16 protein-coding genes are annotated in these 20067 nt (G+C 58.1%); 7 read left to right on the top strand and 9 right to left on the bottom strand.

Features of this window, described 5'->3' with window-relative positions; translation table 11 throughout:
- Nucleotides 1–3: 3 nt before the first annotated feature.
- The gene (locus BFV63_RS15055) at nucleotides 4–435 is read right to left on the bottom strand and encodes a tripartite tricarboxylate transporter TctB family protein (protein WP_003859443.1); all 432 of its coding nucleotides are present in this window, start codon (nucleotides 433–435) and stop codon (nucleotides 4–6) included.
- Between the two features lie 11 nt (nucleotides 436–446).
- Nucleotides 447–1427: a Bug family tripartite tricarboxylate transporter substrate binding protein gene (locus tag BFV63_RS15050; RefSeq protein WP_003859441.1), complete on the bottom strand. Its 981-nt coding sequence runs from the start codon at nucleotides 1425–1427 to the stop codon at nucleotides 447–449.
- A gap of 152 nt (nucleotides 1428–1579) precedes the next feature.
- On the opposite strand from BFV63_RS15050, the gene tctD reads away from it, so the two are divergent.
- From tctD to BFV63_RS15030, 4 genes are all read left to right on the top strand, one after another.
- Nucleotides 1580–2254, top strand: coding sequence for a transcriptional regulator TctD (gene tctD, locus BFV63_RS15045; protein ID WP_017693014.1), 675 nt, complete (start codon nucleotides 1580–1582; stop codon nucleotides 2252–2254).
- On the top strand, nucleotides 2241–3650 hold the full coding sequence (locus BFV63_RS15040; RefSeq protein WP_023314574.1) for a sensor histidine kinase: 1410 nt from the start codon (nucleotides 2241–2243) through the stop codon (nucleotides 3648–3650). The genes tctD and BFV63_RS15040 overlap by 14 nt, the downstream gene beginning before the upstream one ends.
- A gap of 129 nt (nucleotides 3651–3779) precedes the next feature.
- Nucleotides 3780–4322 carry a YfaZ family outer membrane protein gene (locus BFV63_RS15035; protein ID WP_048208320.1) on the top strand — a complete coding sequence of 181 codons (543 nt, stop codon included), beginning with the start codon at nucleotides 3780–3782 and terminating at the stop codon, nucleotides 4320–4322.
- A gap of 94 nt (nucleotides 4323–4416) precedes the next feature.
- A complete protein-coding gene (locus tag BFV63_RS15030) occupies nucleotides 4417–5616 on the top strand; it encodes a nicotinamide mononucleotide deamidase-related protein YfaY (RefSeq protein ID WP_045343019.1) in 1200 nt (399 codons plus the stop codon).
- Nucleotides 5617–5647: 31 nt separating this feature from the next.
- On the opposite strand, the gene glpC is transcribed toward BFV63_RS15030, so the two are convergent.
- Genes glpC through glpA form a run of 3 tightly spaced genes read right to left on the bottom strand, consistent with a single transcriptional unit; the run spans nucleotide 5648 to nucleotide 9670 of the window.
- On the bottom strand, nucleotides 5648–6838 hold the full coding sequence (gene glpC, locus BFV63_RS15025) for an anaerobic glycerol-3-phosphate dehydrogenase subunit GlpC (RefSeq protein WP_023324990.1): 1191 nt from the start codon (nucleotides 6836–6838) through the stop codon (nucleotides 5648–5650).
- On the bottom strand, nucleotides 6835–8052 hold the full coding sequence (gene glpB, locus BFV63_RS15020; RefSeq protein ID WP_048240442.1) for a glycerol-3-phosphate dehydrogenase subunit GlpB: 1218 nt from the start codon (nucleotides 8050–8052) through the stop codon (nucleotides 6835–6837). The genes glpC and glpB overlap by 4 nt, the downstream gene beginning before the upstream one ends.
- Nucleotides 8042–9670: an anaerobic glycerol-3-phosphate dehydrogenase subunit A gene (gene glpA / locus BFV63_RS15015; protein WP_015572285.1), complete on the bottom strand. Its 1629-nt coding sequence runs from the start codon at nucleotides 9668–9670 to the stop codon at nucleotides 8042–8044. Before glpA ends, glpB begins: the two co-directional genes overlap by 11 nt.
- A 250-nt stretch (nucleotides 9671–9920) precedes the next feature.
- On the opposite strand from glpA, the gene glpT reads away from it, so the two are divergent.
- Nucleotides 9921–11273, top strand: a complete 1353-nt coding sequence (gene glpT / locus BFV63_RS15010; RefSeq protein WP_003859423.1) for a glycerol-3-phosphate transporter — start codon at nucleotides 9921–9923, stop codon at nucleotides 11271–11273.
- An 11-nt stretch (nucleotides 11274–11284) separates the two neighbouring features.
- Nucleotides 11285–12337, top strand: a complete 1053-nt coding sequence (gene glpQ, locus BFV63_RS15005; RefSeq protein ID WP_045331095.1) for a glycerophosphodiester phosphodiesterase — start codon at nucleotides 11285–11287, stop codon at nucleotides 12335–12337.
- Between the two features lie 23 nt (nucleotides 12338–12360).
- On the opposite strand, the gene yfaE is transcribed toward glpQ, so the two are convergent.
- The 4 genes from yfaE to ubiG form a co-directional block, all read right to left on the bottom strand.
- A complete protein-coding gene (yfaE, locus tag BFV63_RS15000) occupies nucleotides 12361–12615 on the bottom strand; it encodes a class I ribonucleotide reductase maintenance protein YfaE (RefSeq protein ID WP_003859419.1) in 255 nt (84 codons plus the stop codon).
- Entirely contained in the window at nucleotides 12615–13745 is a 1131-nt protein-coding gene (gene nrdB / locus BFV63_RS14995) for a class Ia ribonucleoside-diphosphate reductase subunit beta (protein ID WP_023314567.1), read from the bottom strand. Before nrdB ends, yfaE begins: the two co-directional genes overlap by 1 nt.
- 108 nt (nucleotides 13746–13853) lie before the next feature.
- Nucleotides 13854–16139 (bottom strand): class 1a ribonucleoside-diphosphate reductase subunit alpha, encoded by a 2286-nt coding sequence (gene nrdA / locus BFV63_RS14990; RefSeq protein ID WP_003859415.1) that lies wholly within the window; start codon nucleotides 16137–16139, stop codon nucleotides 13854–13856.
- A gap of 348 nt (nucleotides 16140–16487) precedes the next feature.
- Nucleotides 16488–17216 carry a bifunctional 2-polyprenyl-6-hydroxyphenol methylase/3-demethylubiquinol 3-O-methyltransferase UbiG gene (ubiG, locus tag BFV63_RS14985; RefSeq protein WP_048240443.1) on the bottom strand — a complete coding sequence of 243 codons (729 nt, stop codon included), beginning with the start codon at nucleotides 17214–17216 and terminating at the stop codon, nucleotides 16488–16490.
- Between the two features lie 146 nt (nucleotides 17217–17362).
- Here ubiG and gyrA point away from each other — a divergent pair, with 146 nt between their 5' ends.
- A complete protein-coding gene (gyrA, locus tag BFV63_RS14980; protein WP_047653831.1) occupies nucleotides 17363–19999 on the top strand; it encodes a DNA topoisomerase (ATP-hydrolyzing) subunit A in 2637 nt (878 codons plus the stop codon).
- The last annotated feature ends 68 nt before the right edge of the window (nucleotides 20000–20067 follow it).

The raw sequence follows: 20067 nt of genomic DNA, 5'->3' as shown, positions 1-20067 counted from the left end.
CCGTTAGTTAAACCATGCGCCAAGCGGCAGGGTCACGTCCAGCAGGCGGTCGAAGGCGTACCAGAGTAAAATGCCCAGTACGACCCCGGAGATCCCCGCCGCAGGCAGCGAGGCGTTAAATAGTATGCCAATCACCATCGTCAGCAGGGCGGTGGCAATCGGGAAGCCGAGCCATTCAAAGCCCCACGCGTACATCAGCAGGACAATCACCATTACCAGCAGACGTTGCAGCGTTCGGCGTGGCGGCCACTCCACGGTATCCGGATGGCGCAGCAGCAGCGCCACCGAACAGAGCAGCATCAGGCCGACAATGCCGACGGGAAAGGGGCGTGGCCCCACGGGTTCATAGCTGTATTCGCTGTGGATCTGCCAGGCGACGAACATGCCGCCAATGCAGAGCAGCAGCCATATCCCGGCAAAAATGCGATCGCTCATAGCGCCTCCGGTTATTTCGCCAGGCCAAAGGCTTTCGCCTGTTCGCGGTAGTCATTCACCTGTTTTTTGACATACTCGTCCAGCTGCTTGCCGTTCAGGTTGAACTCAAACAGCCCGCGCAGATCGCGCTGTTTTTTGAACTCCTCGGTTTGCTGAAGTTTTGCGAAGGTATCCACCCACCACTGGTATTCGGCGTCGGTCACTTTTGGCCCGACGAAGAAGCCGCGGATGATCGGCCAGACCAGGTTATAACCCTGCTCTTTGGCGGTTGGGACGTCTGCCAGCTGGCCCGGCAGACGGTTTTCTGAGAAGACCGCCAGCACACGGATCTTATCCCCGCTCAGGTAGGGCACCATTTCGCTGAGATCGCCCGATACCGCCTGGACGTGATTGCCCATCAGCGCCGTCACCGGCTCGCCGCCGCCTTCAAAGGCCACGTAACGCATCTTGTGCGGATCCACTTTGGCCTGCTGCGCCAGCAGCGCGGCTTTCATCCAGTCCTGGCTGCCGATAGAGGCGCCTGCGCCAATGACCACGCTGTTCGGATCTTTTTCCATGGCGGTCAGCAGATCTTTCAGGGATTTCCACGGAGAGTCCGCGCGCACGGCGATCATGCCGTAATCGGTGCCTACGGTGGCGAGCCAGCGCACGTCGTCCACGTCATAACGGCCAAATTTCCCCTGTGACAGATTCAGCAGCGAACCGCCGGAGAAGGCCACCACTGTGCCCGCTTCGGCAGGGCGCTGGGCGACGATGGCGTTATAGGCTACCGCGCCCACGCCGCCGGGCATGTAGGTAACGCGCATCGGTTTCTCAATGGCCTTCGTCTCTAGCAGGCTGACCTGAATCAGCTTACAGGTCAGGTCGAAGCCGCCGCCGGGTTTGGCCGGGGCGATACATTCGGTACGGGATGGCGCGTCCTGCGCCTGGACGACAGAGGCACTCAACAGCAATACGCTTGCAGCAAGGGTAGAAAGTAATTGTTTTTTCATCGTTTATCCTCACGCCGGAGAACCGGGAGTACGGGTACGGGTGTCTTTTTTCTGATTATGTGAACCACCTTGTAGCGGTTCCGTTGCGTGATTGTTAAAACAATAACCTTTCATTTCCCTTTCACTGCGACACCAACTTTACAGGATGTGATATGCGTCTCTTACTCGCGGAAGATAATCGTGAGCTGGCTCACTGGCTGGAAAAAGCGCTGGTACAAAACGGATTTGCCGTGGATTGCGTCAACGATGGACGGGCGGCCGATCATCTTTTGCAGGGAGAAAACTATGCCGTCGCGATCCTTGATATCGGCATGCCCGGTTTCGACGGGCTGGAGGTGGTGCATCGGCTGAGAAAGCGCGGGCAGACGTTGCCCGTGCTGTTTCTTACCGCCCGCAGCAACGTGGCAGACAGGGTTAAGGGGCTGAATGCCGGGGCGGATGACTACCTGCCGAAACCGTTCGAGCTGGAGGAGCTTGATGCCCGCCTGCGTGCGCTGCTGCGCCGCAGTGAAGGGCGAACCCAGGAGCGCCAGCGGCTGGGAGAGCTGGAGTACGATGATGAAGGCTTTTTTCTGCTGCGCGATGAACCCCTTTCCCTCACGCCGCGCGAACTCTCTTTGCTGAAGGTGCTGATGCACCGCCGGACCCGTCCCGTCTCCCGGCAACAGCTTTTCGACCAGGTATTCAGCCTGAACGACGACGTCAGCCCCGAGAGCATCGATCTCTATATTCACCGCCTGCGTAAGAAGCTGACCGGCAGCGGCGTGCGGATCACCACCCTCCGGGGGCTGGGCTACGTGCTGGAGTGCGGCGATGAAGTGGGTTAAGCCGCAGTCGCTTTACCTGCAACTTTTGCTTTTTCTGGGTTTGCCGCTGCTGCTGTTATGGGGGCTGTCAGCCTTTAACAGCTACGTTAGCGCGCTACAGGCGGCGACGCAGGCCTATGACCGCACGCTGTTATCCTCGGCGCGCACGGTGTCAGAGCGGCTGGTGGTGCACAACGGCAAGCTCCAGGTGAACGTGCCGTGGGTCGTGCTCGACAGCTTCGAGCTGAACATGAACGATCGCCTCTACTACAAGGTCGTGGACCCTGACGGGCGGACGATCTCCGGCTATGACGATCTGCCGAATATGCCCCCCTCCACGTCGCGGACCTCCCACTATCCGGCGCTGGCGTGGTTTTATCATACCGAGTATCGCGGGCAGGCGATCCGCGTGGCGAAGCTGCTCCAGCCGGTTAACGAGGAGAGTGTGTTCGGCATGGCGGAAATCTACGTCGCCGAAACGTTGCAGTCGCGGCGCTATCTGGCCACTCAGCTGCTGTTTTCCTCGCTCGTGTCGCAGGGGCTGCTGGTGCTGCTGACGCTGGTCCTGACCGCGTGGCTGCTGCGTCGCGTGCTGCGCCCGATGCGGCAGCTCTCTTCGCTGATGGTGCGCCGTGAGCCCGGGCTACTGGCCCCGCTGCCGGAGCTGCTGCCCTGGTCGGAAACGCGGCTGCTGATTGTGGCATTTAACCGCTATATCGACAGGTTACGCGGCGTGCTTTCGCGACAGGCGCGCTTTAATGCTGACGCCTCACACCAGCTCAAAACGCCGCTGGCGGTGCTGAAAACCCAGGTATCGGTTGCCCTGACGCGTAACGATCCGGCCCTGTGGCAGGAGAGCTTACGGGCGATGAACGTCACGCTGGATAACACCATCGTGCTGACGGAAAGGCTGTTGCAGCTTTCAGCGGTGAAGCGAAAAGAGCAGGGGGAGCGACAGTTTGCCCCTGTCGATCTGGTGCAGGTGGTGCAAAACTGCTGCTTTTCCCGGCTGGCGCAGGCGCGCAGCAAGGGTATCGATCTCGGTTATGACGGCGTACAGCAACCGGTAATGATTGAGGGTGATGACGTGCTGCTGGGTGAACTCTGCGCCAACCTGCTGGAGAACGCGATCAAATACACGCCGGAGCAGGGCATCGTGACGGTGTACCTGCGCACGGCTAACGATGCCGTTGAGCTGAGCGTGGAGGACAGCGGACCGGGTATTGCTGAAGACCAGATCTCCCAGGCCATGCTGCCGTTTCATCGTCTGGAAAACGTGGGTGATGCCGCCGGGTCCGGCATTGGCCTGGCGCTGGCTAACGATATTGCCCGCCTGCACCGCAGCCATCTTCAGCTGATGCCCAGTGAAAATCTGGGTGGGCTGAGCGTGAAAATGCGCTTTCTGATGCTGATATAAATGCCGATATTATCAAATCGTTACAAACTAATTGCCTGCCGTACGCGGAGTCCATTGATCACACAGGCAGGCAGGTTAAAATCTCGCGGTTTTTGGACATCTCTGAATAAATTGTGCGGGATCACGACAATGAAAAAAGTGGCATTAATGGGCTTAGGCGGCCTGATGTTTGTTTCAGCAGCGGCAAACGCAATTTCCTTCAACGGCTCGGCGGGACAAGATTATACCCATCTGGGCTTCGGTCTTGGCACGGACAGCGCAGGCCTGGCAATGACCGGCGGCTGGACGCATAACGACGACGACGGCGATGCGGCAAGCCTGGGCCTCGGCTTCAACGTGCCGTTGGGTCCCTTCCTGGCGACCGTCGGCGGTAAAGGCATTTACACCAACCCGAACGAGGGCGACGAAGGCTACGCGGCGGCAGTGGGCGGCGGCTTGCAGTGGAAAATTGGCGACAGCTTTGGCCTGTTCGGTGAGTACTACTACTCTCCTGATTCCCTCTCCAGCGGCATCGACAGCTATCAGGAAGCTAACGCCGGCGCGCGCTGGACCATCGTGCGTCCAATCACCATCGAAGCGGGTTATCGCTATCTGAACCTGGCCGGTAAAGACGGCAACCGCGACAACGCCCTGGCAGACGGCCCGTACGTTGGCGTTAGCGCCGGTTTCTAATCCTCTCGGCGCGGCGTTCAGTCGCGCCAGTTTCTCTCTTCCCCCAGTCTTTGATTGCGCTATAGTGTTTTGACCATTGAAATGGGAGAACACAATGATAAACGTGGAAATGTTATCCACTGGCGACGAAGTGCTTCATGGGCAAATCATTGATACCAATGCCGCCTGGCTCGCCGATCTCTTCTTTGAGCAAGGATTATCGTTAACGCGCCGCAACACCGTAGGTGACAACCTTGAGTCGCTGGTCAACGTTCTGCGCGAGCGCAGCGAACGCTGCGACGTGCTGATTGTGAACGGCGGGCTGGGACCTACCAGCGACGATCTCAGCGCGCTGGCCGCCGCCACGGCCAAAGGCGAAGGCCTGGTCCTGCACGAGGCGTGGCTGGCGCAGATGGAGCGCTTTTTCTCCGGGCGTGGCCGCGTGATGGCCCCCAGCAACCGCAAGCAGGCTGAAATTCCCGCCAGCGCGGAACTGATTGATAACCCGGTCGGCACCGCCTGCGGGTTTGCCGTTCAGTTGAACCGCTGCCTGATGTTCTTCACTCCGGGCGTGCCGTCGGAATTTAAAGTGATGGTCGAGCAGCAGATCCTGCCGCGTCTGCGCGCGCGCTTTACGCTGCCTGAACCGCCGCTGTGCCTGCGTCTGACCACCTTTGGTCGCTCGGAAAGCGATCTCGCTCAGAGCCTCGATCACCTGCAACTGCCTCCCGGCGTGTCGATGGGCTATCGCTCCTCCATGCCGATTATTGAACTGAAGCTGACCGGACCGGCGTCAGAGAAAGCCGCTATGCTGGCACTGTGGCCGGAAGTGCGGCGCGTCGCCGGGGAAAGCCTGATTTTCGAAGGCACGGAAGGGCTGCCGGCGCAGATCGCAGCGCATTTGCAGTCCCGCCAGCTGAGCGTGACGTTAAGCGAGCAGTTTACCGGTGGGCTTCTGGCGCTTCAGCTTACCCGGGCGGGTGCGCCGCTGCTGGCCAGTGAAGTGGTGCCGTTCCAGCAGGAGACGCTGGCGCAGACGGCGCGCTGGGCATCCGAGCGCAGAGTGAAGCATTTCGCCGGACTGGCGCTGTTTGTGGGCGGGCTGGATGAGGAGCACCTCAACTTTGCCCTGGCAACGCCGGAAGGAACGCACGCCCTGCGCGTCAGGATGAGCATTACCCGCCACAGCCTGGCCGTACGTCAGGAGGTGTGCGCGATGATGGCGCTGAACATGCTGCGCCGCTGGCTGAACGGGAAAGAGGTCGCCAGTGAGCACGGCTGGATCAACGTCGTGGAATCGCTGTTCGTAGAGTGAGAGTGTGCCGGGGCAGTGTCCCCGGCAACGGTTACGCCAGCGCTTTTGCCAGCAAGGTAATGGGATGTTCACAGCGTTTGCTGGTGGACATCTCGATCTGCCACTTGCAGGTTTCACAGTCCGTCACCACGATATCTGCGCCGCTCTCTTCAATCTGCCGGAACAGCGGCGCGCCAATGGCCTGTGACGTTGGGTAGTTTTCACGCTTGAATCCGTAGGTGCCAGCGATGCCGCAGCAGCGTGAGTCCAGCACCGTCAGCTCCAGCCCCGGGATCAGCCGCAGCAGCTCAAGCGTATAGATCGACCAGCCCATCTTCTCCATATGACATGGCGTGTGATATACCACCTTCAGCGGCAATTTGCCCAGCGGTAACGTCTGCCCGCTGTCCAGTTTGCGCCAGAGAAAACGGGTCGCCAGCTCAATGTGCTCGCGCAGGCCGGTGTTATCCACATCCAGCAGATGCGGATATTCATCGCGCAGCGTGAAGGTACAGGTTGACGACGTCGCCAGTACCGGTATCCCTTTGTCGACGATCGCCTCACGTAAAGAGGTGACGTTGCTGCTCGCCTGCTTGCGCGCTTTGTCGATGAAACCGTTGGCAATCAGCGGAACGCCGCAGCACTTTTCTTTGCTCAGCAGCTGAACGCCCGTCCCCATGGCGTTCAGCACTTTCAGCAGGTCTTTTCCCAGCTGCGGATGGTTGTAGTTCACGTAGCAGCCGTGGAAGAAGGCGACCTGCTCAGCGAACTGCGCCTGTTCTGCCGCCACGGATTTATACCAGCGGCGGAAGGTGCCGTGAGAATATTTCGGCAGACTGCGGTGATGGTCGATTTTGAGCGTCGCATCCAGCAGCCTGCGCACCGGCTTCAGGGCGGTGGCGGCATTGACGACCGGCGCGAAAGGCGTCGAGAGGCTGCCCATTAGATCGGTGTGGCTCAGTATCGCGTCACGCAGCGTCGGTTTTTGCGTACTGTAGCGGGCGCGGGCGCGCTGGATGATATCGCCTATTTTCACGTCCGACGGGCAGGCAACTTCGCAGCGTTTGCAGTTGATGCAGTATTTCAGCGCCTCGTCGTAGAGCGCGCCATCCTTCAGGCGCAGACGCTCCCCGTCGGGACCGGCCTGTTTCGGGCCGGGATAGCGCGGATCGACGCCGCTGACCGGGCAAACCGTGGTGCAGACCGTGCATTTGATACAGCTTTCAAATGGGGTGTCGTTCATTGTGCTCCCTCCCTGCGCTGGATAATCTGCTCCGCGACATGCAGCGCAGTGACGGCGCAGACGCCGCCACCGCAGCCCTGCGCCACGGGATCGTACCCGCCCAGAACCGAGCCGATGGCGTAAAGATTTTCAACCGGTTCCCCGCCCAGCCGCGGGCGCAGTTGGCTGTCGACGATCACGCCGAACTGCTGCCAGGGCTGCGGGGTGAAGAAATCGCTTTGATACCAGTCCGCGCGGGAAGCGCTTTGCCGGACGTCCAGACCGAGGATCGCCTCACGCACGCCATCCCGGCTGCTCAGCAGACCGTTACTGAAGAAACTGCCGCTTGCCAGCACCGTAAAGCGTGCGCGAAGCGGGATGTCGCCGTGGTTGCGGGTCCAGATTTCGCTTACCGCGCCCTCAGCCAGGGTGATTTTTTTCACCTCGTCGCCTGCCATCCAGACGCCACCCTGGGCAACAAACTGACGCTGAAGCTGGGTGTGCAGACGAATGCCGGGCACGGAAGGGGGGAGCGTCGGCAGTAAACCGAGCGTACAGGGCAGGCGCGCCGAGAGCCAGCGCCAGAGCCGGTTGTCCGTTAAGCCAAAACAGGCGGGCATAAACAGGGCGTCGCAGGTCTCGCCGAGCGGTTGAAGCGCCGCGTACAGCTGCGGCCAGTAACTTTCATTATCCAGCAGGCGGGCAATGTTCACCGCACGAAACTCGCTGGGGTTTTCGCGCAGCACGTCGAGTTCGGGGAGAACAATCTCCGCCGTATCCACCTGAACACCCTGCTGTCTGAGAGACGCGGCGGCCAGATGTGGCTGGAAATCGAGGAAGCCGCTGATCCCCACCACCCGCACGCGCTCGGCAGCGATGGGAGCGACAGGCACCTCTTCCGGGCTAAGCCAGGCGGCGCGCAGGGTGCCGAGTGGCGTGACGCGCTGATGGTTTTGCTCGGCGTCACCCTGCATGCGTGCGCCGCAGGCAGTGAGCAGGTGTTCGGTTTCGCAGGCAAAGCGGGCCATATTCTCTGCGCCCGTCAGGCGGTAGGGATGTTCAGGCGGCAGATCGGCGAACGATAGCGCGCCCAGTAAATCCAGCGAGCCGGAGGAGAAGTGCAGAGCACTCTGACCGCGAGTGACAATGGCGCAGCGCAGACCCCGCTGCGTCAGTTTGAGGCCGCACAGCAGGCCCGCCAGCCCCCCACCCACAATCACGGTATCAAATTTCATGGTTGTGCTCCTTCTCCAGACCGCAAAGCCCCTGATAGACCCAGCGGGTAAACTCGCTTTCGCGCAGGGCATCGCCCCAGGCGACGGGCTGAATGCCTTTCCAGCGCTCGTTTAAAAAATCGCTGAGTTGGGCAAGCGACTGGGTTGACGTGGTGGCGTGAAAACGTTGCAGCAGCCCGGCGGCACGGCAGGCGCATAGCTCCCCCTGACAGGTGCCCATCCCGACGCGCGTGCGGCGGCGTAAATCGAGCAGGTTGTTCACCGTCAGGTTTTCCACGGCATACTGCACCTCGCCTGCGGTCACGGCTTCGCATTCGCACACCAGGCTGCGGCTGAGTCGCCCTTCACCGAGCCAGGTCGGGGTGCGGTCGCCGTGGCGGTAAATAGCCGAACCGCGAAGCGGGGCAGGGAGTGAAATGATTTTGTGCAGCGTTTTTTCTGTCGATTGCTGCGAGCCGGGCAGGGCCTGTTCCGCCGTCACGCACGGCGCGGTGTTGCCGAGCTTACGGCAGACGGCATCGGTGGCCCACTGGGCCATCAGCCGGTAGGTCATCAGCTTGCCGCCGGTAATGGTGATAAATCCGTCCATGCCGTCACGTTCGGCGTGATCGAGCAGTACGATGCCGCGGCTGACGTTACGCCCGCTCGGATCGTTATCGCTGGCGACGAGGGGACGCACGCCCGCGTAGGCACGCAGAATACGCGTCTGCGCCATCACCGGGGCCAGCTTTTCCCCTTCGCGCAGCAGGATATCCACCTCTTCAGCGGTGACGCGGTTGTAATCAATTTCGCTGTAGTCCACATGCATTGAGGTCGTGCCGATTAACGAAATGGTGTCCCCCGGCACGAGGATATCGGCGTCAGACGGTTTACGGCAGCGGTTGATGACATGGTTATTGATGCGGTGGTCGAGGATCAGCAGCGAGCCTTTCGCCGGGAACATGCGCACCGACAGGTCCGCGTATTCCGCGATGCGCTGGCCCCAGATCCCCGCCGCGTTGACCACGACGGCGGCATACAGCTCGCGGTGTTCGTTGTACTGCGCATCAAACACGCGCACTCCGCGCACGGTATTCCCTTCGCGAATAAGCCCGGTGACGTGATGCCCGGTCAGGATCTGGGCGCCATGTTCCCGCGCGTCGAGCATATTGGCGGCGGTCAGGCGGAAAGGATCAACGGTTCCGTCCGGTACTTTTACCGCGCCCAGTAACGCCGGGTTTACCGAGGGTTCAAGACGGCGCGCCTGCGCAGGATCGATCGCCTCGGCCTGAATGCCTGCCGCCGTGCAGGCGGTGATAAAGGTTTGCTGAAAGCCGAGGTCGTCTTCTGGAAGGGTGATAAAAAGACCGTTGGTCGGTTCAACGCAGTGGCGGGCGATGCGCCTGAGGATCTGGTTTTCAGCGATACACTCGCGCGCTGACTCAGCGTCAGTGACCGCATAGCGGGCGCCGCTGTGCAACAGACCGTGGTTACGTCCCGTCGCGCCGGTGGCGATATCGTGGCGTTCCAGAAGCGTGACGCTCAATCCCCGCAGGGCGCAGTCGCGTGCGATGCCGGCACCCGTCGCGCCACCGCCAATGATAATCACATCGCTGAAGCGTGGATCGTGAATTGTCATTGCCTTTCCTCTATGTTCGTTTTTTTGCATTTAGCCACATTGATCGTGTGGTTTGTTTGATTTCGAACATAAACGCGCGAAATTCGAAAGTGAAACGTGATTTCATGCGCTTTTTTGCGCATTCTGTCATATTTCTGTAACAATCTGTGCGTTGATTCACAGTAACATTCACCGTGATTTCTTAACATCGCCGCCTCTGTAGCCGGGCGCGAGATGCCCGGTCATTTTTTGAAAGGCCACGGAGGCTGTTATGCTCAGTATCTTTAAACCTGCGCCACATCGGGCGCGACTGCCAGAGGCAGAGATTGATCCTCTCTACCGCCGTCTGCGTTGGCAAATCTTCCTCGGGATCTTCTTCGGGTATGCGGCGTACTATCTGGTACGTAAAAACTTTGCGCTCGCCATGCCGTACCTGGTGGAGCAGGGCTTCTCTCGCGGCGATCTGGGATTTGCGCTGTCGGGGATCTCCATCGCGTACGGTTTTTCAAAGTTCATTATGGGGTCGGTGTCGGATCGTTCGAATCCGCGCGTGTTCCTGCCCGCCGGTCTGATCCTCGCGGCAGCGGTGATGCTGTTCATGGGCTTTGTGCCGTGGGCGACCTCAAGCATTGCCATCATGTTCGTGCTGCTGTTCCTCTGCGGCTGGTTCCAGGGGATGGGATGGCCGCCATGCGGACGCACCATGGTTCACTGGTGGTCACAGAAAGAGCGTGGTGGAATCGTATCGGTCTGGAACTGTGCGCATAACGTCGGGGGCGGGCTTCCGCCGCTGCTGTTCCTGCTGGGGATGGCCTGGTTCAACGACTGGCATGCCGCGCTCTATATGCCAGCCTTTGGCGCCATTCTGGTGGCGATTATCGCCTTCGCTCTGATGCGCGACACCCCACAGTCCTGCGGCCTGCCGCCGATCGAAGAGTATAAAAACGACTACCCGGATGATTACAGCGAGAAGCACGAAGAAGAGCTGACGGCAAAGCAGATCTTCATGAAGTACGTGCTGCCGAACAAGCTGCTGTGGTACATCGCGGTGGCGAACGTGTTTGTCTACCTGCTGCGTTACGGCATCCTCGACTGGTCCCCGACTTACCTGAAAGAGGTGAAGCACTTCGCGCTGGATAAATCTTCCTGGGCCTATTTCCTGTATGAATACGCGGGCATTCCCGGCACGCTGATCTGCGGCTGGATGTCGGACAAAGTGTTTAAGGGCAACCGTGGGGCAACGGGCGTGTTCTTTATGACGCTGGTGACCATCGCGACGGTCGTTTACTGGCTTAACCCGCCGGGTAATCCGGGTGTGGATATGGCCTGTATGATCGTCATCGGCTTCCTGATTTATGGTCCGGTTATGCTGATCGGCCTGCACGCGCTGGAGCTGGCACCGAAGAAAGCGGCAGGCACGGCTGCGGGCTTTACCGGTCTGTTCGGCTATCTCGGCGGTTCGGTCGCGGCGAGCGCCATTGTGGGCTATACCGTTGACTTCTTCGGCTGGGACGGCGGCTTTATGGTGATGATCGGCGGAAGCGTGCTGGCGGTACTGCTGCTGGTTGTTGTGATGATTGGTGAAAAACGTCACCACGCCGAAGTGCTGGCGCGTCGTCAATAAGGAGCATTGCGATGAAATTAACTCAGTTAGCAACCGGCCTGCTGCTGGCGGGCCTGATGACAGGCTCCGCGCTGGCGGCAGATAAGATCGTGATCGCCCACCGTGGCGCCAGCGGTTATCTGCCGGAGCATACGCTGCCGGCAAAAGCGATGGCCTATGCCCAGGGCGCGGATTATCTGGAGCAGGATCTGGTGATGACGAAGGACGACCAGCTGGTCGTCCTGCACGACCATTATCTTGACCGCGTCACGGACGTGGCGGAGCGTTTCCCGGATCGCGCCCGTAAAGATGGTCGCTACTACGCTATCGACTTCACGCTGGCGGAGATCCGCTCCCTGAAGTTCACCGAAGGCTTCGAGATTGAAAACGGCAAGAAGGTGCAGGTCTATCCGGGACGTTTCCCGATGGGCAAATCTGACTTCCGGATCCATACCTTCCAGGAAGAGATTGAGTTTGTTCAGGGACTGAACCACTCCACCGGTAAAAACATCGGCATCTACCCGGAAATCAAAGCCCCATGGTTCCACCATCAGGAAGGGAAGGACATTGCCGCGAAGACGCTGGAGGTACTGAAAAAGTACGGCTACACCAGCAAGCAGGATAAGGTTTTCCTGCAATGTTTCGATGCCGCGGAACTGAAGCGCATCAAAACTGAGCTGGAGCCGAAGATGGGGATGGATCTCAATCTGGTGCAGCTGATTGCCTATACCGACTGGAATGAAACTCAGGAAAAACAGCCGGACGGGAAGTGGGTGAACTACAGCTACGACTGGATGTTTAAGCCGGGCGCGATGAAGCAGATTGCGCAGTACGCCGACGGCATCGGGCCGGATTATCACATGCTGGTGGCGGAAGGCTCAACGCCTGGCCACGTGAAGCTGACGGCGATGGTGAAAGAGGCGCACGCCAGCAAGATGCAGGTGCATCCGTACACGGTGCGTGCCGATCAGCTGCCGCCATATGCCACCGATGTGAATCAGCTTTACGAGGTGTTGTATAAGCAGGCGGACGTGGACGGGCTGTTTACGGATTTCCCGGATAAAGCGGTGACGTTCTTAAAATAGAAAAAGGGCCGTAAGGCCCTTTTTTACATCTCGATCTCAATATCGCCTTTTGCCCGGCAGCAGCAGGGCAAAATTTCCCCTTCACTGATAAAGGCCAGCGGTTCGGTCAGCCAGTCCACCTGGCCTGCGACCAGACGGCAGCGGCAGGAACCGCAATAGCCTTCACGACACTGGTACTCTACCTCAACCTGATGCGCTTCAAGCGCCACCAGCAGAGAAGGATGCTCTTCCTGGCACAACACCTCTGTACCAGAAAGGCTCAGCGTTACGCGGCTCATCAGAGCTGGAAGTCGCTCAGGTCGTCGGTGTTGACTTCAGAGTCAATCTGACCGACCAGATAAGAACTCACTTCCACTTCCTGCGGCGCAACCTGCACGTTATCGGACACCAGCCAGGTATTGATCCACGGAATTGGGTTAGAGCGCGTCTGGAATGGCAGATCGAGACCCACAGCCTGCATGCGGATGTTAGTGATGTACTCCACGTACTGGCACAGAATGTCTTTGTTCAGGCCAATCATGGAGCCGTCGCGGAACAGGTAGTCTGCCCACTCTTTCTCCTGCTGGGCGGCCTGCAAGAACAGGTCGTAGCACTCCTGTTTGCACTCTTCGGCGATTTCCGCCATCTCCGGGTCGTCCGCACCGCTGCGCAGCAGGTTTAGCATATGCTGGGTGCCGGTCAGGTGCAGGGCTTCGTCACGGGCGATCAGACGGATAATTTTGGCGTTACCTTCCATCAGCTTGCGCTCGGCAAAGGCGAAGGAGCAGGCGAAGCTCACGTAGAAGCGGATCGCTTCCAGCGCGTTGACGCTCATCAGGCACAGATAGAGCTGCTTTTTCAGGGCCCGCAGGTTTACGGTAACGGTTTTGCCGTTCACGTTATGCGTGCCTTCGCCCAGCAGATGCCAGTAGCTGGTCATCTCGATCAGCTCGTCGTAGTAGTGCGCAATGCCTTCGGCGCGCTTCTGGATCTGTTCGTTGGTGACGATATCGTCAAACACCACCGCCGGATCGTTCACAATGTTGCGGATGATGTGGGTGTAAGAGCGGGAGTGGATCGTCTCGGAGAACGCCCAGGTTTCTACCCAGGTTTCCAGCTCAGGAATCGAGATTAGCGGCAGCAGCGCCACGTTCGGACTACGTCCCTGAATGGAGTCCAGCAGCGTCTGGTACTTCAGGTTGCTGAGGAAGATGTGCTTTTCGTGTTCCGGCAGCGCCTGGAAATCGATACGGTCGCGGGAAACGTCAACTTCTTCCGGACGCCAGAAGAAGGAGAGTTGCTTTTCAATCAGCTTTTCGAAGATGTCATATTTTTGCTGATCGTAGCGTGCCACGTTGACCGGCTGGCCGAAGAACATCGGCTCTTTGAGCTGGTCGTTTTTCGTCTGTGAAAAGGTGGTATATGCCATTGCGGTGAGTCCTGTGGTGTTATTTCCCCTCACCCCGGCCCTCTCCCACAGGGAGAGGGGGAAAGAGTTCCCTCTCCCTGTGGGAGAGGGTTAGGGTGAGGGAATTTATTAGATCTTACATGCGCCGCTTTCGCAGCCATCGTCCTGAATTGACGGCGCCAGGTCGTCCTGGGCGTCTTCCGCACCATCACGGGTGTTGTGATAGTACAGCGTTTTCACGCCAAATTTGTAGGCGGTCAGCAGGTCTTTCAGCAGCTGCTGCATCGGTACCTTGCCGGACGGGAAGCGCGTCGGGTCGTAGTTGGTATTGGCAGAGATCGACTGGTCGATAAACTTCTGCATGATACCCACCAGTTGGAGGTAGCCGTCGTTGTTTGGCATTTCCCACAGCAGCTCGTAGTTGTCACCCAGCGTTTCGTAATCCGGTACCACCTGACGCAGCACGCCGTCTTTCGACGCTTTAATGCTGACGTGCCCGCGCGGTGGCTCAATACCGTTAGTGGCGTTGGAGATCTGCGAAGAGGTCTCGGACGGCATCAGGGCAGAGAGCGTGGAGTTACGCAGGCCGTGAGTTTTAATGGACTCGCGCAGGCCTTCCCAGTCGAGGTGCAGCGGCTCGCTGACGATCGCATCCAGGTCTTTTTTATAGGTGTCGATCGGCAGAATGCCTTTCGCGTAGGTGGTTTCGTTGAACCACGGGCACGCGCCTTGCTCTTTCGCCAGCTCGTTAGAGGCTTTCATCAGGTAGTACTGGATCGCTTCGAACGTCTGGTGCGTCAGATTGTTGGCGCTGCCGTCGGAGTAACGCTTGCCGTTTTTCGCCAGCCAGTAGGCGAAGTTGATTACGCCGATACCTAAAGTGCGACGGCCCATTGCGCCGCGTTTTGCCGCCGGGATTGGGTAATCCTGGTAGTCCAGCAGGGCGTCGAGGGCACGAACAGCCAGCACCGCCAGCTCTTCCAGCTCGTCCAGGCTCTTAATGGCACCCAGGTTGAACGCAGAGAGCGTACACAGCGCGATTTCGCCGTTTTCGTCGTTCACATCGTCCAGCGGTTTGGTCGGCAGGGCGATCTCCAGGCACAGGTTAGACTGGCGCACTGGCGCAACCACCGGATCGAACGGGCTGTGGGTGTTGCAGTGGTCAACGTTCTGGATGTAGATACGGCCGGTAGAAGCACGTTCCTGCATCATCAGGGAGAACAGATCGACCGCCTTCACGCGCTGCTTACGGATGCTGTCGTCTTTTTCATATTTGGTGTACAGACGCTCGAACTCATCCTGATCGGCGAAGAACGCGTCATACAGGCCCGGGACGTCGGATGGGCTGAACAGGGTGATGTCTTCCCCTTTCAGCAGGCGGGTGTACATCAGCTTGTTGATCTGCACGCCGTAGTCCATGTGACGCACGCGGTTGCCTTCCACGCCGCGGTTGTTCTTCAGAACCAGCAGGCTTTCCACTTCCAGGTGCCACATCGGGTAGAACAGGGTCGCAGCGCCACCGCGCACGCCGCCCTGAGAGCAGGATTTTACTGCCGTCTGGAAGTGCTTGTAGAACGGGATACAGCCGGTGTGGAACGCTTCACCGCCGCGGATTGGGCTGCCAAGCGCACGGATACGACCGGCGTTGATGCCGATACCGGCACGCTGGGAAACGTATTTCACGATGGCGCTGGAGGTCGCGTTGATGGAATCCAGGCTGTCACCACACTCGATCAGGACGCAGGAGCTGAACTGACGGGTAGGGGTACGCACGCCAGACATGATTGGCGTAGGCAGAGAAATCTTGAACGTAGAGACCGCATCGTAGAAACGCTTCACGTAGTCCAGACGGGTTTCGCGTGGATAATTAGAGAACAGGCAGGCTGCCACCAGAATATAGAGGAACTGGGCGCTTTCGTAGATCTCACCGGTTACACGGTTCTGAACCAGGTATTTGCCTTCGAGCTGCTTCACCGCCGCGTAGGAGAAGTTCATGTCGCGCCAGTGATCGATAAACCCGTTCATCTGCTCGAACTCTTCTTCCGTATAGTCTTCCAGCAGATGCGTGTCGTATTTGCCCAGCTCAACCATTTTCACTACGTGATCGTAAAGCTTCGGCGGCTCGAACTGACCGTAGGCTTTTTTACGCAGGTGGAAAATCGCCAGACGCGCAGCGAGGTACTGATAATCCGGTGCGTCGCGGGAGATCAGATCTGCCGCTGCTTTGATAATGGTTTCGTGGATATCAGACGTTTTGATGCCGTCGTAGAACTGAATGTGAGAACGCAGTTCAACCTGGGAGATAGATACGTTGTTCAGTCCTTCTGCTGCCCAGTCGAGAACTCGATGGATTTTGTCCAGATTGATACGCTCGGTGGTACCGTCGCGCTTTGTCACCAGCAGACTCTGATTCATGTGGGTTTTTACCTGTCCGTGAAATAAAAAATATCCCCCGCTTATCCACAGACCCGTCTTGTGACTAACTCTGTGGATAAATACTACATATAGGGGTTTTGCGATAAGAAGAACGCTATATGGTGAGTATTCTAGTAAGGATTCTTTTCAGTACAAGGGTTGATTTTGACGTTAAATTGAGGTTGTGAAAGGGTAAAAAAGGCTAAGTCCTCGTGCCGTAAGGCCTGGAAGAGATGTCAATAATTAAGAAAAAAAATTCAAAATTTGATCGAGTGCTGATTTCTTCAACGGGAGGTCAGAATTGCGCAACATGATGTCGCGCAATCTTTATAAGAATAACGAATGACGTTAGTCGTTTTTGGCGGTTGTGTGCAACATATAGTTAACATCCACGCCCGGGGCAAGTTTGAATTTATCGGTCAACGGGTTGTAGTGCAGGCCCGTCATGTGCTGCTCCTTAAGCCATGTCTGGTCAACCCAGCCCAGCAGTTCGGCAGGCTTGATGAACTTCTTCACGTCGTGCGTCCCTTTCGGCACCATGCGCAGCACATATTCCGCGCCTACCACGGCCATCAGCCAGGCTTTGCCGTTGCGGTTGATGGTCGAGAAGAAGACCTGTCCACCCGGTTTCACCAGGTTTGCACAGGCGCTGACGACCGACTGCGGATCGGGAACGTGCTCCAGCATCTCCATGCAGGTCACCACGTCATACTGGTGCGCATGTTTTGCCGCGTGCTCTTCCACGGTTTCCTGAACGTATTCTACCTGTATGTCGGACTCCAGCGCATGAAGACGCGCAACCTGTAGAGGTTCGAAGCCCATGTCCAGACCGGTGACGGTGGCCCCTTCACGCGCCATACTTTCCGCCAGGATGCCGCCGCCGCAGCCGACGTCGAGCACTTTCTTACCGAACAGACCGCCGGAACGCTCCGCGATATAGCCCAGACGCAGCGGGTTAATACGATGCAGAGGTTTGAACTCACCTTCGAGATCCCACCAGCGGGACGCCACCGCTTCAAATTTGGCAATCTCTTCGTGGTCAACGTTGTGAGCCACCGGGGATTTTTCGGCATTCATGGGCGCTTTTACTCCTTATTTAGCAAGACAAATGAGTATATCAGGCAATCCCTGTGAATAAAGCGTATAGGTTTACCTGTATCACCGCGGCTGTGTTATAATTTGCGACCTTTGAATCCGGGATACAGTAGAGGGATAGCGGTTAGATGAGCGACCTTGCGAGAGAAATTACACCGGTTAACATCGAGGAAGAGCTGAAAAGCTCCTATCTGGACTATGCGATGTCGGTCATTGTTGGCCGTGCGCTGCCGGACGTCCGCGATGGCCTGAAGCCGGTACACCGTCGCGTACTATACGCCATGAACGTATTGGGCAATGACTGGAATAAAGCCTACAAAAAATCTGCCCGTGTCGTTGGTGACGTAATCGGTAAATACCATCCTCATGGTGATTCCGCGGTGTACGACACCATTGTCCGTATGGCGCAGCCCTTCTCGCTGCGTTACATGCTGGTAGATGGTCAGGGTAACTTTGGTTCTATCGACGGCGACTCCGCCGCGGCAATGCGTTATACGGAAATCCGTCTGGCGAAGATTGCCCATGAGCTGATGGCTGACCTGGAAAAAGAGACGGTTGATTTCGTTGATAACTACGACGGCACGGAAAAAATTCCTGACGTCATGCCAACGAAGATCCCAAACCTGCTGGTGAACGGTTCGTCCGGTATCGCCGTCGGTATGGCAACCAACATTCCGCCGCACAATATCACGGAAGTGATCAACGGCTGCCTGGCCTACATTGACGATGAAGACATCAGCATTGAAGGGCTGATGGAACACATCCCGGGCCCGGACTTCCCGACGGCGGCAATCATCAATGGCCGTCGCGGTATTGAAGAAGCGTACCGTACCGGTCGCGGCAAGATTTACATCCGTGCCCGCGCCGAAGTGGAAGCGGACGCCAAAACCGGCCGTGAAACCATTATTGTTCACGAGATCCCGTATCAGGTGAACAAAGCGCGACTGATTGAAAAAATCGCCGAGCTGGTAAAAGAAAAACGCGTTGAAGGCATCAGCGCGCTGCGTGACGAGTCTGACAAAGACGGTATGCGCATCGTGATTGAAATCAAGCGCGACGCGGTGGGTGAAGTTGTGTTGAACAACCTTTACTCCCAGACTCAGCTTCAGGTCTCCTTCGGTATCAACATGGTTGCGCTGCACCATGGCCAGCCGAAGATCATGAACCTGAAAGAGATCCTGAGCGCGTTCGTGCGTCACCGCCGTGAAGTGGTGACTCGCCGTACCATCTTCGAACTGCGCAAAGCGCGCGACCGTGCCCATATCCTTGAAGCACTGGCCGTTGCGCTGGCGAACATCGACCCGATCATCGAGCTGATCCGCCGTGCGCCGACGCCAGCAGAAGCGAAGGCGTCGCTGGTTGCGCGTCCATGGGATCTGGGCAACGTGGCGGCGATGCTGGAACGTGCCGGCGATGACGCTGCGCGTCCTGAGTGGCTGGAGCCGGAATTCGGCGTGCGTGACGGTCAGTACTACCTGACTGAACAGCAGGCCCAGGCGATTCTGGATCTGCGTTTGCAGAAACTGACCGGCCTTGAGCATGAAAAACTGCTCGACGAGTACAAAGAGCTGCTGGAGCAGATTGCCGAGCTGCTGCATATCCTGGGTAGCGCAGAGCGCCTGATGGAAGTGATCCGTGAAGAGCTGGAGCTGGTTCGCGATCAGTTCGGCGACGAGCGTCGCACCGAAATCACGGCCAACAGCTCTGATATCAACATTGAAGATCTGATCAACCGCGAAGACGTGGTAGTGACGCTGTCTCACCAGGGCTACGTGAAGTATCAGCCGTTGACCGACTACGAAGCTCAGCGTCGGGGCGGTAAAGGCAAATCTGCGGCGCGTATTAAAGAAGAAGACTTCATTGATCGTCTGCTGGTGGCGAACACCCATGACACGATCCTCTGCTTCTCCAGCCGGGGCCGTCTGTACTGGATGAAAGTCTATCAGCTGCCGGAAGCAAGCCGTGGCGCGCGTGGACGTCCAATCGTCAACCTGCTGCCGCTGGAAGCGAACGAACGTATCACCGCCATTCTGCCAGTACGCGAGTACGAAGAGGGCGTGAACGTCTTTATGGCGACCGCGAGCGGTACCGTGAAGAAAACCGCGCTGACCGAATTCAGCCGTCCACGTTCCGCCGGGATTATCGCGGTGAACCTGAACGAAGGCGACGAACTGATCGGCGTGGATCTGACGTCCGGTTCTGATGAAGTGATGCTCTTCTCTGCCGCCGGTAAAGTGGTGCGCTTCAAAGAGAACGCCGTTCGCGCAATGGGTCGTACGGCGACCGGCGTGCGTGGTATCAAGCTGGCGGGTGAAGACTCCGTTGTTTCCCTGATCGTTCCTCGTGGCGAAGGCGCAATCCTGACCGTCACCCAGAACGGCTACGGTAAACGTACGGCGGAAAGCGAATACCCGACCAAGTCTCGCGGCACGCAGGGCGTTATCTCCATCAAAGTGACCGAGCGCAACGGTTCCGTTGTTGGCGCGGTGCAGGTGGACGACGCGGACCAGATCATGATGATCACCGATGCCGGTACGCTGGTGCGTACGCGCGTGTCTGAGATCAGCGTGGTAGGTCGTAACACCCAGGGCGTTATCCTCATCCGCACTGCGGAAGATGAAAACGTCGTCGGTCTGCAACGCGTTGCTGAGCCGGTGGATGACGAAGAGCTCGACTCTATCGACGGCAGCGTCGCGGAAGGGGATGATGAAATCGCCCCGGAAGCGGACATCGATGATGAAGCAGCGGATGACGCTGACGAGTAACGTCTCCTGACGCATAAAGGGCCGGTTTCCGGCCCTTTTGTTTTGCGCAAGCAGACAAGTGAACGTTG

The sequence above is a fragment of the Enterobacter hormaechei subsp. xiangfangensis genome, assembly GCF_001729785.1.
In the GTDB taxonomy this organism is placed as follows: Bacteria; Pseudomonadota; Gammaproteobacteria; order Enterobacterales; family Enterobacteriaceae; genus Enterobacter; species Enterobacter hormaechei_C.
The sequence above is the reverse complement of the archived record's forward strand: the minus strand, read 5'-3'. Positions and strand labels throughout refer to the sequence as shown.